Below are 21274 nucleotides of genomic sequence, written 5' to 3' on the forward strand. Positions count from 1 at the left end.
GGATTGGTATCTCTACCAATCCCTCCCCCAAACTCTCAATTGCCTTTTGAACTGCAGGACCTATCTGACGCTTACGAGAAGTGACGCCTTCCAGAGTTGACATGTCGCTAGTTGGTTCAACATTGAAAGCCGATTTGATAGTTTCAATCCATTCGCGTAATGAAGGTTTGCTCATCATCCACAAAAGCAACAAAACCTCCGTGATAGATAAACACTCGACCACGTCCCTCAACTAAGCAGGCAAGCTGTGGATTCAAATCTTCTTCATTATCCGGGCTTTGAAAAGTGCCGGTATCGGTGATAACACCGCGAAGTGGAGGTAAGTATCCATAAGCGCGCTTGGCTTGATCAATCAGGCTCAATTCGCTAGCGACAGAGAAGCAGCGAGGGATCCTGCCTGCATCTTCGATAAACATAGTTTTCAGTTCTTCAAAAGCGGTAATAACCAGCCAGTCGATGTCATTAACTTGATGGATAAACATAGAGTTTCTCGGTAATTCTGATACGGGGATTCTATCACTATCTGAGGCTAAGCGGAGTAGAGATTGAGTTCTCACAGGGGCACTCGGTGCCTTTCCATCGATCTATTTAAAATACGCTCTTATCGCACCTAAGTTGGAGCCATAAAACGAAGGGTTGGTATCTCTACCAACCCCACTAAGCTGTGACTTAATAAAAGAACGCCCCTTACTCTCTATAAGCTCTCAATGGCCTTTTGCACTGCAGGACCAATCTGGCGTTTACGAGAAGTAACACCTTCCAAAGTCAGCATGTCGCTAGTTGGTTCAGCATTGAAAGCCGATTTAATGATTTGATAGTCGCTTTCGTCTACCCACAGTAGATTTGCTTCTTTGTTCTTCGTGTCTGTGATTGAGAAGAACAAATGGTCTAAACCGCTCTCTTCTTTGTATGACTTCATCGCTGCCAAAAGCTCGTCTTTACGGTCAATCAATTGTTGAGCCGTTAGCGTTTCAGCAACACCAATACCCACCTGCTTGCCACCGTAGTTAAAGTTCTTGTAATCCAAAGTCAGAATGGTTTCCGACGAAAGGTGGCTAAGGTCAGATTTAGCAATCAGCATCTGTTGACCGAAATTTTCGATATCTGAAATACCGGCAATTTTCGCCAACTTGCCTGCATATTCATGATCGTGTTCCGTCGTGGTTGCAGATTGGAATACCACAGTGTCAGAAAGAATCGCACCCAAGCCAACACAAGCAAGGTGTTTAGGTAAGCTCACATCAAGCTTTTCAGCGTTGTCAGCCAGTATCGTTGCTGCAGAGCCCCAACCTCGAATATCCATCTCAACAATTTGCGGGGTATTGATTGGAGAACCACCAATCGCATGGTGATCGACCACAGCCACAATGGATGCTTGATCAATGGTTGGCGCTAGTTGAGTCACTTGGTTGAAGTCCACCAGCCCTACTCGATACGAAGAGTAATCTGTCTCTACGCGAGGTGGCTCCGCATTACAGTAGTTCAAGATAAACGTAGATTCAGGGTTGATAGGCTCAGGAACTGTCGCCGTACCACCATAAATATGAGCCGCGAGCATTGCAGACATCACGGTGTCGCTGTCTGGACTAAGGTGCCCTGTCCATACGAGATCTTCACTGTTTTCATTGGCAGATTGTTGCAGGCTAAAAGCAAAACTTGCTGAACTGAAAGACATGATTACGGCAGCAACGACAGGTGTTAGCTTCACGGTTATTTCCTTATTTAGGTTCGTTTTAGAACCCCATACGCTAGCCCTCAAAAATTTCAGAACCGTGTCAGCTATATTTCAGATTTACTTCAAGGAGTAACGAAATGTAATGCTCGCTAGTTTCACTATTAATCACATCATAAATCAATTTGGATTAGGTTAGCTTTTCATTATTTCATGATGAATTTGAATGAAAACTAGTGAAGTAATATTTAACCTACTAATTCTATGAGGTATTGAGCTCTCAATTCAAACACTAATAATTAGATAATCTTATTAAAAACCGATAATGGCAGACATCAAAAAGGCTGCAAAGCAGCCTTTAGTTATTGAATAGCAATGTGCCTCTAAACCTTTAATCATCAGTGTTTACTCCACTCCTTTCTGTGATCGATAAGGAAGCAAAGATGCGGACTAAAGGGATATTCGGAGGGGATTAATGTTTGTACCTAAAGGTATTACTGTCATCAACAATTTCGATTCTGACAGGAACTGTGCCTTGCTTAACGTTGCCGATTTTTGCAAATGCTTTGTGTGAAAGGTCGATCACTCGGCCTTTTACGTATGGGCCTCGGTCGTTAATTTTAACTTCGACAGACTTATTATTGGCAGTGTTAGTCACTCTCACGATCGTGCCAAAGGCTAAGGTTTTATGCGCTGCCGTGTAAGCATTCATATTATACGTCTCACCACTTGCAGTGAGCTTGCCATGGAACTTGTCACCATACCAAGAAGCTTTACCAGTCAAAGCATGTGACTTGGCATATTCTTTTGTTTTAGAGCTACCGACCGCCGACGTTGAGGTGCATCCGGCTAATATCATGAGAATAAGAGCGGTAAAGATGATATGTAGTTTTTTCATGTAACTTGGGTGCGCTAATTTGTGCATTTTTCTCTGTTTTCGTTGTGTTTTGGTTCGCCATACAATGCTGAGTATAGTCACTGCTCAGCAAAGGCTACCATCCGGTATGAACGCACAATGTTTTCATGAAGTACACTTTCTTCCGTCATATCCATGAAAGGTTTTATCTTCAAAACGTCAACTTTAACAAAGCGTTAAATCTGCTGATTTATTAATCATTCACGCAGGTAAACCACGGTTCAAAGACACTCGAAAGCAGATTGATTTGTGCCCTATTCTGATGTGAAGCTACTCTTCCTTCGCTCTCCAAAAGCGGTTTGGCTATCAATCAACTCGGCTCAATTTATTAATAACCCCAGCGAACGTTATTAAAAACCACCCTTAATGGTTAGGCGAAATATTGATGAAAATTAACTCATATCAAAGATAGATAAGTTAACTCATTAATCGTCAGACATACTCTTATAGGCGATTTATAGTACCACTCTGTAATGAAACGGTGGCTATATGACTTTTATTGAATCCTTTACCTTAATGCTTGCATTGATTTATAGCATTTGTGTTCTCTACACTAGCGGTAAAAAGCTCGGTAGCATAATAACTTCCTGCATTATCATCACTGCTGTACTTAGTGCAGCCTATTGGCCTCTGCTCATTGCCCTATCATTGGCGGTGGTTGTCATCTCTTCGATTTTTTACTTTAAACCGACCATAATCACGGCTTCATCTAAAACAAATGTTTTGCGTCAAGTCAGCCAACACGCGATGGCACTTTCATTATTTTTAGTGGCTATCCAGTACACCCTTCATACATGGCTACTTGTTCATCAAATATCTCCGAGTTTCATGCGACCTGATGTTACGGATGCTTTCTTACCTATCGCTGCAGCTATTCAACTTAAGGCTATCTTCTCTATTGGGTTTTGGGATCAAACTCACCCGGCAGGTGCCGTCATGCTCGTGACTGTGGTAGTGACTGGTATTGCTTGTAAGCGTGCATTTTGTGGTTGGATTTGTCCGTTAGGTCTCGCTGGGGAATATCTGTATAAATTACGCTTAAAGTTCGTTAAGAAAGCGTATTTACCACCGGTTTGGCTCGACTGGCCATTACGTATGATGAAGTACTTATTGTTGGCTTTCTTTACCTTTATTTCAGTAGGAATGCCTGTCGCGAGCCTGACTTATTACCTCAATGGCAATTATCATAAAATCGCTGATGTAAAAACTGCTTGGGTATTCGTTGAGCCAGGAATGATTACTCTTGGTATTTTAGCCGTCATTCTATTGATGTCAGCATGGCGACAACGTGCTTTTTGCCGATACTTTTGTCCTTATGGTGCACTACTCGGGATAACAAGCCTGCTTAGCCCATTTAAAATTCGTCGAGACACTAAGCATTGTTTAAATGAAAAAGATAATCTGAATTGCAGCAAATGCACTCGCGCATGTCCTTCTAATATTATTATTCATACTGCTAAGCAGATTCGAACGGATGAGTGCCAAGCTTGTTTGCGCTGTGTTGCTGCATGTCCAAATAAGCAGGTGCTTGGACTAAAAACACGCAATGGTTGGCAATTATCATCTAAGTATCTTCTCGTTTTAGTGCTAATGATAATGTTCGGTATTCCTCTGTTGTCTTTTACACTGGGTTATTGGCACAGTCAGACCACCAATGAGATACGCATACAGTTAATTCAAGTGATGGACTATCTCAGCTATTGATCTTGGCTCTTAACTCTAAGATCTAGGAGTGGAGCTACCACAATCACACACAGCCCAAACACAAAAAAGGATTGGTATCTCTACCAATCCTCTTTGGGGGTGTTCGGTTTTCTACCTTATGGAAGGCAGTGACGCGATTACTCGTAATCAGTCGCGTACGTATCTTCGTATGAGTGAGAGTAGAATTCGAATAGGTTGCCAAACGGGTCTTCTAGGTAAACCATTTGTGCTTGTTTTAGCTCGTCTTCTGGGTGGTAACGGTGAATGTCCATACGAACTTTACCGCCGAACTCTTCTACACGTTTGATAGCTGAATCAAATTGCTCTTTTGGAAGCTGTAGACAGAAGTGGAAGATACCTAGACGAGAGAAATCAACGTTATGACGCTCTTCACGGTCAACCATTTCGAATAGCTCAACACCGATACCGTCTGAAGTTACTAGGTGAGCAATATTGAAGCCTTTGAAGCCTTCACCAAATACAGCGATACACATACGACCGATTGCTGATTCGCGCTCTTCCATCACCTTAGTCTTATTCATTACGACTCTTAGACCTAAAGCTTTAGTGTAAAACTCTACTGCTTGGTCCATATCGCCAACCATGATGCCTACGTGATTCATTTTCATAACTTTCTCCAATTCTTTTTAATTCTGTACTTTCGAAGCTCAGCTTCTGTATTTCGTTTCGATGGAGAGAGTATATGGAGATAGGAAGATTAAATGAAATTATCATAAATTATATTAATGATAATTTATTGTTATCCACCATTTCTAAAGGTCTATAGTTAACAAACATGTGCCCCAAGAACTTTTGCTCTTGGGGCACATTGATTATATGAACGATTGCTGTTCGCCTAACTGGCGTATCCATAACCACTAACCCCAAACACAAAAAAGGATTGGTATCTCTACCAATCCTCTTTGGGGGTGTTTCGGTCGTTCTACCTTATGGAAGGCAGTAACGCGATTACTCGTAATCTGTCGCGTACGTATCTTCGTATGAGTGAGAGTAGAACTCGAATAGGTTGCCAAACGGGTCTTCTAGGTAAACCATTTGCGCTTGTTTTAGTTCGTCTTCTGGGTGGTAACGGTGGATATCCATACGTACTTTACCGCCATACTCTTCAACGCGCTTGATAGCTGAATCAAATTGCTCTTTTGGAAGCTGTAGACAGAAGTGGAAGATGCCTAGGCGAGAGAAATCTACTTCGTGACGCTCTTGGCGGTCAACCATTTCAAACATCTCAACACCGATACCGTCTGAAGTTACTAGGTGAGCAATGTTGAAGCCTTTGAAGCCTTCACCAAATACAGCGATACACATACGGCCTATTGCTGATTCACGCTCTTCCATCACCTTAGTCTTATTCATTACGACTCTTAGGCCTAAAGCTTTAGTGTAAAACTCTACTGCTTTGTCCATGTCGCCTACCATGATGCCTACGTGATTCATTTTCATAACTTTCTCCAATTCGATTTTATTCTGTGCTTTCGAAGCTTAGCTTCTGTATTTCGTTTCGATGAAGAGAGTATAGGTAGAGCCATCAATTAAATGAAATTATCATGATTTATATTAATAATAATTTTATGTTATCAATAACCTCAATGAGATCCTAACCCACTTCAGAAGCGCCACATAGATACTCGCACTATACATAGGCGCTCACGCTAATAGAGATAAGCCTAATATAGAGAACAACCTAAAGAGCATAGTCACTCAAATTGGGTGTTGCCGACGTTTGATAGCTTTTGTCGATAACTTTCTCCTTTCAAAGATAGGAATCACCTATTGAATCTATAGAAATGTCCGATTTCACTAATTTTCGGTGCGGATGCAATATATCTCCATCGACGCGGGATAGCGTTAAACACTACAAATTAGAAAGAGAGTCCAAACATGATCAACACAGAAATCAAACCATTCAACGCAACGGCATTCAAAAACGGCGAGTTCGTAGAAATCACTGAGCAAGACGTTAAAGGCAAGTGGGCAGTGTTCTTCTTCTACCCAGCAGACTTCACTTTCGTATGTCCAACTGAGCTAGTTGACCTACAAGAAAAATACGCAGAGCTTCAATCTCGCGGTGTAGAAGTTTACTCAGTATCAACTGACACTCACTTCTCTCACAAAGCATGGCACGATACTTCTGACAAAATCGGCACTATCGAATACTTCATGGTAGGCGACCAAACAGGCACTATCACAAACAACTTCAACGTAATGCGTGAAGGTCAAGGCCTAGCAGACCGTGCTACGTTCCTAATCGACCCAGAAGGTGTTATCCAAGCAATGGAAATCACTGCTGAAGGTATCGGTCGTGACGCTGAAGACCTACTACGTAAGGTTAAAGCAGCACAATACGTAGCGGCTAACCCAGGTGAAGTTTGCCCAGCTAAATGGAAAGAAGGCGAAGAGACACTAGCACCATCTCTAGACCTAGTAGGTAAGATTTAATCTAAGCCTATCTAAAAAGAACAAATAAAACGGTTCTACAGGCGCGCTTCGGCCTCCCTCCTAAAGGGCAGTTGCGCGCCACCCTTTCAAAGCAGCAACACCACATTCAATTTGCCGACTTGCGCCCCCTTTTTATTTTCCTTTTTCAGCAAGAAGGTATTGGTCAATACCAAGACACAGAATTTAAGAGCAGGCACGATTATGTTAGATCAAGCAATGAAGCAGCAGCTAAAAGCATACCTAGAAAACTTAAAAACCAATGTTCAGTTAGTGCTGAGCCTAGATGACAGCGATACCGCACACAAACTCCAAGACCTAGCAAATGACATCGCGTCTTTAACCGACAAAATTGAAGTAACTCGTGATGATAGCGCAAGCACGCGCAGTCCTATCATGCAGGTAGTGAACCAAGAGAAAGGCACTGCGATTGGTTTCGCCGGTTTACCGATGGGTCACGAGTTCACGTCACTGGTACTGGCACTGCTTCATAGTGGTGGTCACCCTATCAAGCTTGAAGCTGACGTAATCGAGCAAATTAAAGAATTAGATCAAGAGCTTAATGTAGAGATTTTCATCTCGCTATCGTGCCAAAACTGTCCAGAAGTGGTTCAGGCATTCAATATGATGTCTGCGATTAACCCTCTGATTAAGACAACCATGATTGATGGCGCAGCATTCCAAGAGGAAGTGAAGTCTCGCGATATCATGGCGGTACCAAGTGTATTCATTAATGGTGAACTATTCGGTCAAGGCCGTATGTCACTGGCTGAGATCCTAAATAAAGTAGACTCAGGCGCAGCGGAAAAGAAAGCGGCAAACCTAAATCAACAAGCACCATTTGATGTACTTGTTGTCGGCGGTGGTCCTGCTGGTTCTTCAGCAGCTATCTACGCAGCACGTAAAGGCATTCGCACCGGTGTGGTTGCTGACCGATTTGGTGGTCAGGTAATGGATACCATGGCGATTGAGAACTTTATCTCAGTGAAAGCGACAACGGGTCCTAAGCTAGTAGCTAGCCTAGAAGAGCACGTAAAAGAGTACGGTGTAGAAGTAATGACTGAGCAGCGTGCTGCCAACATCATTGCTGCGGAAGACACAAAAGACGGCTACATCCACGTTGAATTAGAGAGTGGTGCAACACTGCGAGCTCGCTCTGTTATCACGAGTACAGGTGCACGCTGGCGTGAAATGAACGTTCCGGGTGAGCAAGAATACCGCAACAAAGGCGTGGCTTACTGCCCACACTGTGACGGTCCACTGTTCAAAGGTAAGAAAACAGCGGTTATCGGTGGCGGTAACTCAGGTATCGAAGCAGCTATCGACCTAGCAGGTATTGTGGAACACGTTACCGTGCTTGAATTTGCAGACACGCTACGTGCTGACCAAGTACTTATCGATAAAGCGAACGCAACACCAAACATCGAAATCATCAAAATGGCTCAAACGACACAAGTGTTGGGTGATGGAAACCGCGTAACGGGTCTGGAATACAAAGACCGCAATACTGAAGAGCTTAAACAGATTGAGCTTGCGGGTATCTTCGTTCAAATCGGTCTAATGCCGAACAGCGAATGGTTGAAAGGTTCGAAGGTTGAGCTTTCACCACGCGGTGAGATTGAGATTAACGCTCATGGTGCAACATCGATGAAAGGTGTGTTTGCAGCAGGTGATGTAACAACAGTACCTTACAAGCAGATCATCATTGCGATGGGTGAAGGTGCGAAAGCAAGTCTAGGCGCATTTGACCACCTAATTCGCAACCCAGCTCCAGTTAAAGAGGCTGAAACCGCTTAATCTTGTAAGCAAATTTCCTTAAGTGTCCTTGTTAACGTATCAGTGATTATCAACTTATTAGTGATGATTAACTGACTGTTTATCGTTAACGACTTTGTCGATATTTAGACACCACTCCTATGGATTTAGGAGTGGTTTTTTTCTTTGGTAAAGATGCTCTACGCTGGCTGATAAAGCATAAAAGCAACCACTAACGCTAGGCTTCCACCCAAACAGCGGTTAACCATCACCATCTGTTTTGGTGATTGTAATAGACGCTGCAACATAGTGCCGCAATACGCCCAAACCAACATACACAACACACCGGTTCCCACCATGATGGTGGTAATCGTCACCACTTGAATCAGGTAATCAGCCTGTGTGGTGATGAACTGAGAAAACACAGTCAGTGAAGCAATCCATCCTTTCGGGTTCAACACTTGAATCAAAACGCCAGACATAAACCCTGAGCGATTCACCGACTCTTCTTGTTCAATCTCCATATTGGCAATCGACCACGCCATAAACAGTAAATAAGCCGCCCCAAGGTACTTCATTACCGTGTAGATCTCTGGGTAAAGGGTAAACAGGCTCACCAAGCCAGCACTTGAACCCGCCAGTATGATGATAATGCCAAAAGCGTTACCAGAGACAAAAGGCAATGTTGCCGCAAATCCATACCGGCTTGATATCCCAAGCAATGCAATGTTTCCTGCTCCCGGTGTAATTCCAATCGATATTGAAAACAACAAGAACGCCAGCATTAATTGAGCGCTCATTCTTTCTCTCCTAGTAAATAAAACGTTATTTGGAGAAGAGTTTACCGATTCGAGTAGGAATTAAATTGCTATATGCGCTAGTATAAAATCAAATTTGAGCAGACTTTTTCTAAAAACACCATGAAAGTGAAAGAATCCACCAACGAAGTGCTAGATGATACGGATATTGCCATTCTTGGACATATCCAAAAAGATGGGCGCATGAGTAACAGCAAGCTTGCCGAGAAGGTCAACCTAAGTGAGACACCTTGCTGGCGTCGTTGGAAACGCATGGAAGAGACGGGCTATATTGATGGCTATACCGCGCAGCTTAATCGCAAAAAGCTGGGGCTTCATGTGGCAGGTTTTACCCTAGTGACACTCGGCAATCATGAGGTTGAAAACACCGAGCCTTTTGAAGAGTTTGTCGCAGTCACAGACTGGATAACCATGTGCCACTGCATTGCAGGCGGTGCTGATTATATGATTCAGGTGTTGGCAAGAGATCTGGAAGAGTATTTTGAGCGAATCAGCTCTATTCGACGAGTAAAAGGCGTCAGCGCAATTCAGTCTAACATCTCAGTGAAAGAGCTGAAAAACAGCTACCAACTGCCACTGCAAGATTAGTGGATTGAAAACTTAGGAGCCCAGTCAGCGATAATGCGACTGGGCTTTTTATTGTCGTTCTTACAAAAGTATCGGTCTCACAAAAGCTTGAGACTGAGTTGGCCTCTACTCACAAGGGTGTGCGAGATGAATTAGCGCTAAACCGCCCAATGAGGTCTCACGATACTTCTTATTCATGTCTTTACCTGTTTGGTACATAGTCGCGATAACTTTATCAAGTGAGATCAAGGATTTACTATTACGCTTCAGAGCCATACGTGATGCATTAATCGCCTTCATTGCACCCATCGCATTACGCTCAATACACGGTACTTGTACCAAACCACCAATTGGGTCACACGTCATACCCAATGAGTGCTCCATCGCGATTTCTGCTGCAATGCAAATCTGCTCGTTGCTGCCACCGCGCAATGCAGTTAAACCCGCAGCCGCCATAGAAGACGACACGCCAACTTCACCTTGGCACCCTACTTCGGCACCTGAAATGGAAGCGTTGGTTTTGTACAAAATTCCGATAGCGCCCGATACCGCTAAAAAGTCTTTTAACTGCTTGGTATCCAACTCTTTAATGAAGCGATGGTAATACATCAACACAGCCGGGATCACGCCTGCAGCACCATTGGTTGGAGATGTGACAACCTGACCACCAGCAGCATTCTCTTCACTGACTGCAAAGGCAAACAAGTTAATCCAATCCATGATTTCCATTGGATCGTTCTCAACCGCAGCATTCGCTTCCAACTTCTTTAGTAGGTTTGGTGCTCGGCGAGTGACGTTCAATCCACCATCAAGAATGCCTTCTGTTTCAAAACCGCGCTCCATACAACGCGCCATCACTCGCCAGATTTGATCAGCCTTTTCTGCAATCACATCAGCATCTTGGAAAGCCGACTCATTTTTCAGAATCATGCCACCTAGGCTCATGCCGTTTTGTTCGGCTTGTTGCAGCATTTCATCGGCATTTTTAAAAGGATAAGCCACCTCAACCGATTGAGTTTTGGTGCCATTTTGCAATTCATCTGCCGTTGCAATAAAACCGCCACCGATCGAGTAATAGGTTTCATCGACAATCACATTTCCAGCTTGGTTGAACGCAGTGATCATCATGCCATTTTCATGCAAAGGTAGATTGTCCTCATGAAATAGCATGTCGGTTTTGTAGTTAAAGCCGATGTTGTGGCTACCACCTAACTGCAGCTCACCACTGTCGATAGCATGACGCATCGCTTGGTTAGCACTGGTGATCTTAATCGTATCTGGTTTGTTACCCAGCAAGCCCAAAATGGTCGCTCTATCGGTGTGGTGTCCGATACCAGTAAGTGACAGTGAACCGTACAAATCGACCTGAACGCGAACCACCTCTGTGATTCTATCCGCGATTAATTGAGTGAAATGAAAACCCGCAATCATTGGGCCGTTGGTGTGTGAGCTCGAAGGTCCAACACCAATTTTGTAGATATCAAAAATAGATAACATAGATATACCAGTAATAGTCGGTCAATTAAGAAAGAGCGGCATAAAGCCAATCAGGGATAACAGTACAAGCAACAATCGTCACTACGGCAAACACCAACAAGCCGTAGTGACTCGCGGCAGGCTTAGCGAACAAATGCTTTTGCTTAGCGATAAATTCATTCTGTTGTTGAGTGACTTCACCAAAGAAGCGGCTCACGATAACGCCAAGAACGAGAAAGACGACAGTACCAATCAGTGCAAACCAAGGCCAAGAAATACCACTGTATTTGGCAATAAACACCACAACCACACTGCCTACGCTGCCGGCAATCACACCCTTCTCATTCGCTTTCTTGAAAAACAGCCCAAGGATGAAAGAGCCAAGACGAATACCAACAAAAATTGAAGTCAGGCTAGCAATGGTTTTAAGCACAGACTCATTAGAAACAGCCAGCAAAGCAGGAACAACTACTGACGCTGCGGCAACAAGGCTCATCTTTCTTGCTACCGATTCATAGTGTGCATCGGAGGCGGATTTACGGAAAAAGCGCTTATAAAAATCGAACGTTGCGACGGTTGCCATAGAGTTGTAGGTCGAGTCGAGAGTCGACATAGCGGCAGCCGATAACGCAGCAATCACTAAACCGACAATGATTGGATTGGTGTGGTTAAACACAAAATCGAGAATCACTTCATTACTGTTTTCAAAACTATTGTCTTGGTAGAAGACGCTTAGCAACACGCCCATTACCGCAAAAAATAGGTAGATGAAGAAGGCGCCGTAGCCACACAACAACATAGATTTCTGTGCGGTTTTCACATCCTTTGTCGCCAGCGTTCTTTGAATAATCAATTGGTTAGTGCCGTACACACTCAAGTGTAAAAAACTCACTGCCACCACGCCTGCCCACAATGTGGTGTCGACACCTAGGTCAAATTCGAGGTTAATAATATTCAGATGCTCAGGAGACAACACCTCCCCCGCATCAATCTTCATCAGTAATAGGCCGAAGATCGCTATGCTACCGATAATCAATACTGCCGACTGCAACATGTCGGTCCATATTACGGTTGAGATACCACCAGCATAGGTATAAAGAGCAGTGAACAGGCTGATATAAATAATTGCTTCAGAAATCCCGATGGGTAGCACTTGTACTAAAATCAGCGCTACTGCATACAAAATGACACCTGCAGAAATACATTGGACCACGATAAATACGATGGAGTTAATCGTACGAGCAACAACGCCGAAGCGGTGCTCTAGGTATTCATAAATTGAAGTCAGGCCAAGCTTGTAAAAGACAGGAACAAAGAAAACCACAGCAAAAAATATCACTATTGGGTAATTCAAATGAACGCTCATCGCTTCCATACCAGAGCTATAAACCCAGCCAGGCATACCCACGAACGTCATCGCACTGATGTAGGTTGCAAGAATCGACACACCTGCCGTAAACCAACCAAATTGTTTCCCACCAGTTGAAAAATCGCCACCAACGCTATAGCGCTTATTAACTAAGTAGCTGATAAATAAAGTAGTTAGCACATAAAGGGCAATCACCACAAAACTTGAGTACGTAACCATTTGTAGATTCCGTTTATTATATTTCGCAAATTATTCGCAGCCAATATTACTTAAAATTGGCTAACTTCCCTCAAAAACCCCCTGTAAGTGTGAGTATTGTCACTAAGATAGATGAATAATCACTCAAAACATGCATAAAGTGCCAAAAGCGCGATCTAATGGGATCAAGATCACCAAAACACACAAAATGGGTACGCACTCATTTTAAAATTGACTTTGATCACGGATCTAATAACCACAAAAACTCTATTATCTCTCCCGAAACGAAGACAGTGTAGTGACAGCCAATAACCACTACACCGTAATCAAAACTAAAAACACCCTATATAAAATAAAGGTTTATCGGTCATGACTACGAAAAAACACATGAGCGAAGTTCCTATGATTCAAAGGGTAGCTGCTTATCTTGCAATTCTAGTGGGCTACTTTTTCTATTGTTATAACTTTGTAATTATTGACTACGTACGCCCATACATCGTTGATGCGTATGATGGCATTAACTTAGCGGATACCGCTCAGTTCTATACATGGCAGTCGGTTGGTGCGCTTATTGGTGCCCTAAGCTGTGCATGGGTGGCATCAAACTTTGGTAAGAAATCGACTCTTATTGTCATCACTGCACTGAACGGCGGCGCAACGATCATCAACATGATGTTTACTGACTACGCTATGTGGGCAGCCATGCGTTTCATCATCGGTATTTCTTTAGGTGGTTACTTCACAGTAGCAGTAAGCCTAATGATCGGCCTATTCACGCCAACGGTTCGCGGTAAGTTGACGGCATTCGCTTCTTCTATGTTCTCGGTAGCTCTAATGGCGATGGGTGCTTACGCAGCGTTTATCTCTAGCATTGACGCACCGTGGCAGAGCCTAATGTGGGTTGGTGGCATCCCTCCTCTAGCAGCGGCAGCACTGATGATCTTTATTCTTCCGAGCGACAAGAAAGTGATCGCTTACGGTGAAGAAGATCAAGCAGAAGCTGAAGCATCAAATGCACCTGCGAAGAAAGGTTCTTGGGGCGAGATGCTTAGCGCGCCATACCGCAAGCTAACCATCACTTGTCTATTGCTAGCGGGTCTTAACTTCTACGGTTACCAGTTCTTCTCAGGCTTCGTGACAACGTACCTAAAAGAAGTTCGTCAGTTTGATGGCGCGACTATCGGCATCATCTTCTCTATTTCGGCATTCGGCTCTCTATTCGGTGCTTGGGTATGGGGTGCGATCGCAGATAAATACGGTCGTAAGGTAAACGCATTCGGTTTCATCCTTGCAGGTGTTATGGCTTCAGTATTCTTCGTAGCTCCAAGCGACGTGATGATCGGCAGCCTAAACATGCTGGCTATCCTCGGTCTTATCTACAACTTCGGCCTATCAGCTTCTGCAGTATGGGGTGGCTACTTCTCAGAACTGTTCCCAGCTCACCTACGTAGCTTCGGCGCAGCTCTATTCCACGGTGGTCGTATCATCGGTATGTGGGCACCAATGGTGTTGGTATTCATCCAAGAGCGCAGCGACCTTGCAACAGCAATGTGGGGCTCACCGATTGTATGGATTGTGGCAGGTCTACTGTGGCTATCTCTACCAGAAACATTGAAAGGCGGCATCTTCGACAAGAGCAAAAAAGCGGAAGCAGCTAAGGCTTAATCCCCTTTCGCTAAAGGTCTTTCAAGACAACGAATAAACACTATTCCGGCTGAACAGTCAGCCGGTAACAAAATCCAAATCGAGTCCTGTTCCGAATGTTGACTCGACAACAAAAAGAGAATGAATTATGTCTAAATATCAAGAAGCTAAACGCATTGTTCGCGAATACTTTGATGCAATGGAAAACGCAACTCATGAGAACGTTGCTGAAGTACTAAAAGCACACACTTCTGAAGATTACTTGTGGCGCGGTGTTTACCCATTCCGTGAGCAAGAAGGCGCTCAAGCGGCAGCTGACGTATTCTGGGCTCCAATGATGAAATCAATGACTCGTATGCAGCGTCGTCAAGACATCTTCATCGGTGGTAACAACGAAATCAACCCAGATGAGATTTGGGTAATGAGCATGGGTCACTTCATGGGTCTATTCGACGCAGAATACCTAGGCATGCGCCCTACTGGCAAAATCATGAACGTTCGCTACGCAGAATTTAACTGTGTTGTTGACGGAAAAATCACTAAAACAGGTCTATTCCTAGACCTACTGGGTATGATGGACCAAGCGGGTTGCTACCCACTACCACCATCAACAGGTAAGCACTTCGTATACCCTGGCCCACGTAACCACGACGGTCTACTGTTTGAAGATGCAGCACCAGAAGAAGGCGTAGCCACGCTTGCTCTAGTGAACAAAATGGTTGATGACCTATCTGCACTTAACGACAGCGGCGCTATGGGTTGCCCACCAGAAGTGCTAGAGAAGAGCTGGTCTAAAGATATGATCTGGTACGGCCCATGTGGTATCGGTGCATCTTACACAATTCCTCGTTACCAGAAGCAGCACCAACTTCCTTTCCGTAACAACCTGAAAGACAAGAAGTTTAATGGTCACGTTTGCCGCTTCGCTGAAGGTAGCTTCTCATGTTTCTTCGGTTGGCCAAACCTATCAAACACACCAACAGGTGGCTTCCTAGGTATGACTGGTGGCGAAGTTCGCGCAGACATGCAAGTGGTTGACGTTTACTACCGTGACGGCGACAAGCTATCTGAGAACTGGGTACTGATCGACCTTCCTTACTGGTTGAAGCAGCAAGGCCTAGACGTGTTCGAACGCACTTCGACTATCATGAACCCAACGCTGTAACCCTGCCCTATTGCCTGCCTAGTTCTTACCTACGCTAGGTAGACATGACTGCCGAGGGCTCCTTCTCGCCCTCGGCAACTTGCTACAAATCTACTTATCTCACGAAGAAAAGTAGATCAAACAAAGACAAGTAGATCTATCAAAAACACTGAGATCTACCTAAGAAAACGAGCTCCACCCAAGATTATCAACTTGTGCCTCACGGATGGGCACACCCTGCCAAACCATTACTAATATAACGGGCTTGAAAGCACGGTGGCTTTCTACGGCCTGAATAAAGAGAATTACAATGAAAAAGTCGATTCTTTCTGCAGTGATCCTGACAGCACTGACTTCAGGTTCAGCTTTTGCTGCACACACTTTTACCAATGACGCGGGCGATAGCCTAACAATCGATGGTCGTTTTGACGTTCGTTACCATGATAAGGGCGGCGATCACAATGGCGAATGGAACAGCGGTAGCTCTCGTTTTGGCCTAAAAGGTCAAATGGGCTTAGACAACGGTTGGACTGGCTTTGGCCATGCCGAATGGGGTTACAACTCTGGTGCTAACGGCGACAATATTTACGACCGACTTCTATACGCTGGCGTAGAGCACGATAAGTACGGCAAGATTGCAGCAGGTACTAAGCAGTGGTCTACCTTCTACGATGTCGCTTGGTTTACCGACATGGGCCGTGTATTTGGTTCACGTGGTTCTGGCTACTACAACCTATCTGACTGGGGTATCGCTTCTGGTACAGGACGAGCAGAAAACTCAATTACTTACCGCAATAACATCAACGACAACTGGAAATACGGCTTTACCTACCAAACGACTCGTGAAGATGTTGGCCTAGCTGATGGTAAAACAGCAACACTGAAAAACGGTATGGGTGCATCAACTCTCTACACGGTTATGGATGGCCTAACCATTGGTCTAGCTTACCACCAGAATGAATTTGACGATGTCGACGCAGGCGTTCAAAACATCAAAGATGGCGATACTCAACGCATTGGTCTATTGGGTGTGAACTACACCAATAACGGCTTATTTGTTGGTTTCACTTACAGCCAAGGTTCGAACTGGGAAACCACCAGCAAGGCAGAATTCTACGACCACCGCGGTGCTGAATTCTTCACTTACTACCACTTTGAAAACGGTCTTCGCCCAACCTTTAACGTTAACTACTTAACAGATACAGACGACAATGCGAACGGCTACGAGCGTCAGTTGATTATCCCTGGTCTTGAGTACCACTTTAAGAAGAACAAATTCTTAGTGTGGACCGAATACCAGTTCGATAATGGCAACGACAAAGCAGTTGGCAATCACTACGAAAACAGTGATGACCAGTTTGCTGCAGGTATTCGTTACTACTTTTAATCGCTGATTAAAGCGTTCAATAAACGCAACTCAATCAATGCCTAATCAAGCTCTGCCTATATTTATTCTATATACGCAGAGCTTTTGGGTTATACCCAGTATAATACCCAACAACGTCAATTAGCCCTTATTTTTCATACCACTCTAACGCATAGACTTTTTGAATACGTACCTATCTATGGTATTCTCTAGATTGTTACTTGGTTAAAAAGCATGGTCTATGAACTCTCCAAAAAACGCCTCGGCGTCAAAAACAACTGTCACTTCAAAAGATGTCGCTAAACTGGCTGGCGTTTCTCAATCCACCGTTTCTCGTGTATTTGTTCCGGGCAGTTCGGTTTCAGAAAAGACCAAGCTAAAAGTATTTGAAGCAGCAAAAGCCCTCAACTATCGCCCTAATGCTTTTGCGCGAAGCCTGACTACTAATGAATCTAAGTTAATTGGTTTGGTCTTCCCAGATGCTGACTACCCAATTCACATGAAAACCCTACAGCTCATCTCTACTGAGTTACAAAAGCAAGGGTATTCAGCAGTGCTTATTCCGTGGCAAGTGGATGCAAATGACAACCACTCTATTCCTAACATCTTCCAATATCGTGTCGATGGTGTAATTGCCGCCTCCGCAACGTTCAACAAGTCACTGTATGAAGAGTGTGAAGAGTTCGACATCCCGATTGTTCAGTACGCTCGTGTGGTGGAAGGTACTAAGAGTAGCCATGTCGTCAGCGATAACTACGCAGCAGGCCAAGTTGCCGCTCAGCACTTTCATAATTTAGGCGTAAAATCAGCAGTTTACCTAACCGGTAATGTACCAACTTACACCAACGGGGAACGTGAAGCCGGTTTCTGCTCAGAGTTCGAAGATCTAACAGGCAAGCAAGCTCGTGTTATCGAGGCCGATTACGACTATCTTGATGCACTAGATACCATTCGCGCTATGTTCTCAGAGTCATCAAAGCCAGAAGCGATATTCTGCGCAACAGATAACCTAGCGATGGCAGTGATGGACGTAGCTCGATTGGAGTTCAACCTGCGTATTCCTGAAGATCTTCAAGTCATTGGCTTCGATGATATCCCGCAAACGCAGTGGCTTAACTACCAGCTCACGACGTTCAAACAAGATTTCAAACGCCTTGCTCGTGAATCAGTGAAAATTGTTGTGAGTCAGATTCAAGACCAAGATACTAGCCTAGTAAAACTGATGGTCCCGGTGAAGTTTATTGAGAGAAAAACAACGCTCAAGTAATACCGACTCAAAGATGTATTCCAACAAAAATCCCGCTCATACAGAGCGGGATTTTTATTATGCTATTTCCACTAGTTGCCCACGCCACCAGTATTGTCGGGCTGAGTTTCTGGCGTTTTAGGTGGCCACTCTTTGAAAGTCGCTAGGTGTTGCTGCACAGCTGCTTGAGCAGGACCAAATGCCCACATCTTCTGCCCCATCCACTTCAAGTACATGCCTGACTCTTCTGCTGCTCGCTCATAAGGGTCACGTCGCAAGTTAAACAGTAGTGGTGCATTCAGTTCTTCTTTCGGACCGCTCCAACCATGATTCTGGACTACGAAGTGAGCCTTCCAATCACCGACTCGAACGGCTTGTAGCTTGTCACGTTCGTAGTAGTAAATCTCTTTACGATTCGATTCGCCTTTCTCCGTCAACATATCGACTTGGTTGTAACCATCGAGGTGTGCTTTAAAGCCATCGTAACCTTTGAGCATTTTCTCTTTCAGATCCGCTGGGCCACCAGCAGCGGCAACAAGCGTTGGTAACCAGTCCATACCGTCGAAGATGCCGTTACCCACACTGCCCGCAGGAATTTTACCCGGCCAACTTACGAGAGCCGGCGCACGAACACCACCTTCCCACGTGGTACCTTTCTCACCGTGGTATGGCGTCATGCCACCATCAGGCCATGTCATGATTTCAGGGCCATTATCAGCCGTGAAAATGATGATGGTGTTATCGGCTATGCCGAGCTCTTCCATTTTTGCCATCATCTCACCGACATGATCATCAAGATCTTTCATCACCACTTCTTGAAGCCCCCAACCATTTTGGCCGAGCATAGCTTCGTATTCAGGTGAAAGATGCGTCCAAACATGACCACGTGATGGACAGTACCAAGTGAAGAATGGCTTATCCGCTTCAACCGCCCTTTCGATGAAGTTGATCGCGTGTTTGTTTACTTCATCATCGAGAGTACGCATACGCTCGATAGTTAGCGCACCATCGTCTTCAATGGTTTGTCCGCCCTTGCCATCGGATTTTGCATAGATCACATTGCGCGGAGCAAATGCATCTAACGAACCGTCTTTTGGCCAATCTGGATCTTCGGTGTATTCCATCGCGTTCAAGTGATACAACCACCCCCAATACTCATCAAAACCATGCATTGTTGGTAAAAATTCGTCTCGGTCACCTAAGTGGTTTTTACCAAACTGACCTGTCACATAACCCATGGTTTTGAGAATTTCAGGCAAGGTTGGTGTGTCCGCATGCAGCCCCACTGGCCCACCCGGTAAACCCACCGTGTGCATGCCCGTCCGCACTGGTAGCTGCCCGGTTAAGAATGCAGAACGACCCGCCGTACACGATGGCTGGGCGTAATAATCGGTCAGTAGCATTCCTTTCTCGGCAATACTGTCGATGTTCGGTGTTTCACTACTCATCACTCCGTTGTGGTAAGCACTGAGGTTTGAAATACCAATGTCATCGGTAAAGATAACAAAGATATTTGGCTGTTCCTGAGCTGACCATGCCGACAATGACAAGCTACTCAGAACACTTAATACAAGAAGTTGGAAAATCCTTTTCATAGAACGTCCTTATACGGTTTCAGATTGTTCTTTGTGAATCATTTTTAAACCCACTAAGCCGAAGCCCAGCTCTAAGATTAGATAAACAAAAAGTAGCCAATGAGGCATGCCATCGAGCACTAAGCTAATGATGCGCCCCGCAGCTAAACCCAACATGAAAACCACCAAACTATAGAGCGCTGGCAGTCGATACTTTTTGAACAGTGCGCCAAACACCCAAAACAGAGCAAGTGCGAGATACAGCCCCATCACGGCACGGAAGATATGAGTAACATTGATGGGTGTGGCGTCGATACCAAATAGATAGTCAAGAGAGACAACGGGGGCATAACCATAAGACAGTGCAATAGGTGTTAAACCTAAAACCGCGACGAACAAGAAAATACTCTGTGGCTTCATACCCTAACTCTCTTAACTTGGCTCATTTCAAAAAACATAGTCTACAATCAGCGATATACAAGTTGCATATGTGAAAACTGACCACCTGAAAGGCGCATTCATAAACTTGCTACTTCACACAGAAGATAAGGATATCGATATGGCTAAATGGCGTTACCTAATCGCACCAGTATTAATGGCTAGTTCCACCGTTAATGCGCAAGAAGCAAGCTCCTCAGCAGAAACTAGAGGGTGGCAACACAGCTTTGAAATTTACGCACTAGCACTGAATATTCGGGGAGACAGTACCATTGGTGACTTGTCTGCAGATATCGATGTCGATCCTTCCTTTATCATGGATCATCTTGATATGACCGCAATGGTGCGTTTAGAAGGGATCTATAACAATCAATGGGGCTATTACATTGATTACAGCTTCATGAAGCTAAGTGGGAAAACAAACTCAGTGCTAGATGCCAACCTAGAGAAGTTGAAAGGTAATCTTGATATCCGACAAGGCGTTTTAGATGTAAAAGGTTTTAAGCGCTACCAGTACGACTTTGGCACGATTGACTATCTATTTGGACTTCGTTGGTGGGATAACGACATTGATGCCAAGCTTTACGGTTCAGGCGGTAGACTAAGTGTCGACGGATCACTCAACGAAGATTGGATTGACTATCAAATAGGTGCGAGATGGATAACGCAGATCAATCAAAGTTGGAAGTTTCACGCAACTATTGATGCAGGGCTTGGTAGTGATACCAACTTTACCAGTTCGCTATTAACTGGGGTGCGATACCAGATAAACAGTTGGTCTGACTTAAATCTCGCTTATAAATCGACTTGGGTGGACTACGAAAACAAAGGGACTTTTGAATATGACACGGCATCACAAGGTTTCTTAGTCGGTTGGGCTGCGCACTTCTAGTCAAACAATAAAAAAGGTAAGCCTAATAGCGTTAGGCTTAC

Annotated in this window: 19 protein-coding genes; 9 read left to right on the forward strand and 10 right to left on the reverse strand. The window is 44.4% G+C overall.

The window, feature by feature from the left end; all coding sequences use genetic code 11:
• Positions 1-143: 143 nt before the first annotated feature.
• From L0991_08620 to L0991_08630, 3 genes are all read right to left on the reverse strand, one after another.
• A complete protein-coding gene (locus L0991_08620; GenBank protein ID XGB61511.1) occupies positions 144-482 on the reverse strand; it encodes a cytosolic protein in 339 nt (112 codons plus the stop codon).
• A 212-nt stretch (positions 483-694) separates the two neighbouring features.
• Positions 695-1708, reverse strand: a complete 1014-nt coding sequence (locus tag L0991_08625; GenBank protein XGB61512.1) for a manganese-dependent inorganic pyrophosphatase — start codon at positions 1706-1708, stop codon at positions 695-697.
• A gap of 436 nt (positions 1709-2144) precedes the next feature.
• Positions 2145-2597, reverse strand: a complete 453-nt coding sequence (locus L0991_08630) for a septal ring lytic transglycosylase RlpA family protein (GenBank protein ID XGB61513.1) — start codon at positions 2595-2597, stop codon at positions 2145-2147.
• A 480-nt stretch (positions 2598-3077) separates the two neighbouring features.
• Between L0991_08630 and L0991_08635 the strand changes: the two genes are divergently transcribed.
• Positions 3078-4292, forward strand: a complete 1215-nt coding sequence (locus L0991_08635; GenBank protein XGB61514.1) for a 4Fe-4S binding protein — start codon at positions 3078-3080, stop codon at positions 4290-4292.
• 137 nt (positions 4293-4429) lie between these two features.
• Here the strand turns inward: L0991_08635 and L0991_08640 are convergent, their stop codons facing one another.
• Together L0991_08640 and L0991_08645 are read right to left on the reverse strand one after the other, a co-directional pair.
• Positions 4430-4921: a VOC family protein gene (locus L0991_08640; protein ID XGB61515.1), complete on the reverse strand. Its 492-nt coding sequence runs from the start codon at positions 4919-4921 to the stop codon at positions 4430-4432.
• A 340-nt stretch (positions 4922-5261) separates the two neighbouring features.
• Positions 5262-5753 (reverse strand): VOC family protein, encoded by a 492-nt coding sequence (locus tag L0991_08645; protein XGB61516.1) that lies wholly within the window; start codon positions 5751-5753, stop codon positions 5262-5264.
• 438 nt (positions 5754-6191) lie between these two features.
• Between L0991_08645 and ahpC the strand changes: the two genes are divergently transcribed.
• Together ahpC and ahpF are read left to right on the forward strand one after the other, a co-directional pair.
• On the forward strand, positions 6192-6749 hold the full coding sequence (ahpC, locus tag L0991_08650) for an alkyl hydroperoxide reductase subunit C (protein ID XGB61517.1): 558 nt from the start codon (positions 6192-6194) through the stop codon (positions 6747-6749).
• A 201-nt stretch (positions 6750-6950) separates the two neighbouring features.
• The gene (gene ahpF / locus L0991_08655) at positions 6951-8543 is read left to right on the forward strand and encodes an alkyl hydroperoxide reductase subunit F (GenBank protein XGB61518.1); all 1593 of its coding nucleotides are present in this window, start codon (positions 6951-6953) and stop codon (positions 8541-8543) included.
• Positions 8544-8701: 158 nt separating this feature from the next.
• On the opposite strand, the gene L0991_08660 is transcribed toward ahpF, so the two are convergent.
• Complete coding sequence (locus tag L0991_08660) at positions 8702-9301, reverse strand: LysE family translocator (protein XGB61519.1); 600 nt, start codon at positions 9299-9301, stop codon at positions 8702-8704.
• 120 nt (positions 9302-9421) lie between these two features.
• Here L0991_08660 and L0991_08665 point away from each other — a divergent pair, with 120 nt between their 5' ends.
• A complete protein-coding gene (locus L0991_08665) occupies positions 9422-9907 on the forward strand; it encodes an Lrp/AsnC family transcriptional regulator (GenBank protein ID XGB61520.1) in 486 nt (161 codons plus the stop codon).
• Between the two features lie 105 nt (positions 9908-10012).
• Here the strand turns inward: L0991_08665 and L0991_08670 are convergent, their stop codons facing one another.
• Positions 10013-11383, reverse strand: coding sequence for an L-serine ammonia-lyase (locus L0991_08670; GenBank protein ID XGB61521.1), 1371 nt, complete (start codon positions 11381-11383; stop codon positions 10013-10015).
• A gap of 25 nt (positions 11384-11408) precedes the next feature.
• Entirely contained in the window at positions 11409-12950 is a 1542-nt protein-coding gene (locus L0991_08675; protein ID XGB61522.1) for a sodium/solute symporter, read from the reverse strand.
• Between the two features lie 348 nt (positions 12951-13298).
• Here L0991_08675 and L0991_08680 point away from each other — a divergent pair, with 348 nt between their 5' ends.
• The 4 genes from L0991_08680 (at position 13299) to L0991_08695 (ending at position 18350) form a co-directional block, all read left to right on the forward strand.
• Positions 13299-14594, forward strand: coding sequence for an MFS transporter (locus tag L0991_08680; GenBank protein ID XGB61523.1), 1296 nt, complete (start codon positions 13299-13301; stop codon positions 14592-14594).
• Between the two features lie 127 nt (positions 14595-14721).
• Positions 14722-15738, forward strand: coding sequence for a nuclear transport factor 2 family protein (locus tag L0991_08685; GenBank protein ID XGB61524.1), 1017 nt, complete (start codon positions 14722-14724; stop codon positions 15736-15738).
• A 289-nt stretch (positions 15739-16027) separates the two neighbouring features.
• A complete protein-coding gene (locus L0991_08690) occupies positions 16028-17104 on the forward strand; it encodes a porin (protein XGB61525.1) in 1077 nt (358 codons plus the stop codon).
• A 220-nt stretch (positions 17105-17324) separates the two neighbouring features.
• A complete protein-coding gene (locus L0991_08695; GenBank protein ID XGB61526.1) occupies positions 17325-18350 on the forward strand; it encodes a LacI family DNA-binding transcriptional regulator in 1026 nt (341 codons plus the stop codon).
• Between the two features lie 71 nt (positions 18351-18421).
• Here the strand turns inward: L0991_08695 and L0991_08700 are convergent, their stop codons facing one another.
• Complete coding sequence (locus tag L0991_08700; protein XGB61527.1) at positions 18422-19924, reverse strand: arylsulfatase; 1503 nt, start codon at positions 19922-19924, stop codon at positions 18422-18424.
• 9 nt (positions 19925-19933) lie between these two features.
• Positions 19934-20323: a DUF4345 domain-containing protein gene (locus L0991_08705; protein ID XGB61528.1), complete on the reverse strand. Its 390-nt coding sequence runs from the start codon at positions 20321-20323 to the stop codon at positions 19934-19936.
• Between the two features lie 139 nt (positions 20324-20462).
• Between L0991_08705 and L0991_08710 the strand changes: the two genes are divergently transcribed.
• On the forward strand, positions 20463-21233 hold the full coding sequence (locus tag L0991_08710; GenBank protein ID XGB63874.1) for a DUF481 domain-containing protein: 771 nt from the start codon (positions 20463-20465) through the stop codon (positions 21231-21233).
• Positions 21234-21274: the final 41 nt, after the last annotated feature.

It is taken from the genome of Vibrio chagasii, from assembly GCA_041879415.1.
GTDB lineage: Bacteria > Pseudomonadota > Gammaproteobacteria > Enterobacterales > Vibrionaceae > Vibrio.

Bases quoted from the DNA above. Each gene is read 5' to 3' on its own strand.
- L0991_08620 (XGB61511.1), bottom strand. From the start codon at position 482: ATGTTTATCCATCAAGTTAATGACATCGACTGGCTGGTTATTACCGCT.
- L0991_08630 (XGB61513.1), bottom strand. From the start codon at position 2,597: ATGCACAAATTAGCGCACCCAAGTTACATGAAAAAACTACATATCATC.
- L0991_08635 (XGB61514.1), top strand. From the start codon at position 3,078: ATGACTTTTATTGAATCCTTTACCTTAATGCTTGCATTGATTTATAGC.
- L0991_08640 (XGB61515.1), bottom strand. From the start codon at position 4,921: ATGAAAATGAATCACGTAGGCATCATGGTTGGCGATATGGACCAAGCA.
- L0991_08645 (XGB61516.1), bottom strand. From the start codon at position 5,753: ATGAAAATGAATCACGTAGGCATCATGGTAGGCGACATGGACAAAGCA.
- ahpC (XGB61517.1), top strand. From the start codon at position 6,192: ATGATCAACACAGAAATCAAACCATTCAACGCAACGGCATTCAAAAAC.
- ahpF (XGB61518.1), top strand. From the start codon at position 6,951: ATGTTAGATCAAGCAATGAAGCAGCAGCTAAAAGCATACCTAGAAAAC.
- L0991_08660 (XGB61519.1), bottom strand. From the start codon at position 9,301: ATGAGCGCTCAATTAATGCTGGCGTTCTTGTTGTTTTCAATATCGATT.
- L0991_08665 (XGB61520.1), top strand. From the start codon at position 9,422: ATGAAAGTGAAAGAATCCACCAACGAAGTGCTAGATGATACGGATATT.
- L0991_08670 (XGB61521.1), bottom strand. From the start codon at position 11,383: ATGTTATCTATTTTTGATATCTACAAAATTGGTGTTGGACCTTCGAGC.
- L0991_08675 (XGB61522.1), bottom strand. From the start codon at position 12,950: ATGGTTACGTACTCAAGTTTTGTGGTGATTGCCCTTTATGTGCTAACT.
- L0991_08680 (XGB61523.1), top strand. From the start codon at position 13,299: ATGACTACGAAAAAACACATGAGCGAAGTTCCTATGATTCAAAGGGTA.
- L0991_08685 (XGB61524.1), top strand. From the start codon at position 14,722: ATGTCTAAATATCAAGAAGCTAAACGCATTGTTCGCGAATACTTTGAT.
- L0991_08690 (XGB61525.1), top strand. From the start codon at position 16,028: ATGAAAAAGTCGATTCTTTCTGCAGTGATCCTGACAGCACTGACTTCA.
- L0991_08695 (XGB61526.1), top strand. From the start codon at position 17,325: ATGAACTCTCCAAAAAACGCCTCGGCGTCAAAAACAACTGTCACTTCA.
- L0991_08700 (XGB61527.1), bottom strand. From the start codon at position 19,924: ATGAAAAGGATTTTCCAACTTCTTGTATTAAGTGTTCTGAGTAGCTTG.
- L0991_08705 (XGB61528.1), bottom strand. From the start codon at position 20,323: ATGAAGCCACAGAGTATTTTCTTGTTCGTCGCGGTTTTAGGTTTAACA.
- L0991_08710 (XGB63874.1), top strand. From the start codon at position 20,463: ATGGCTAAATGGCGTTACCTAATCGCACCAGTATTAATGGCTAGTTCC.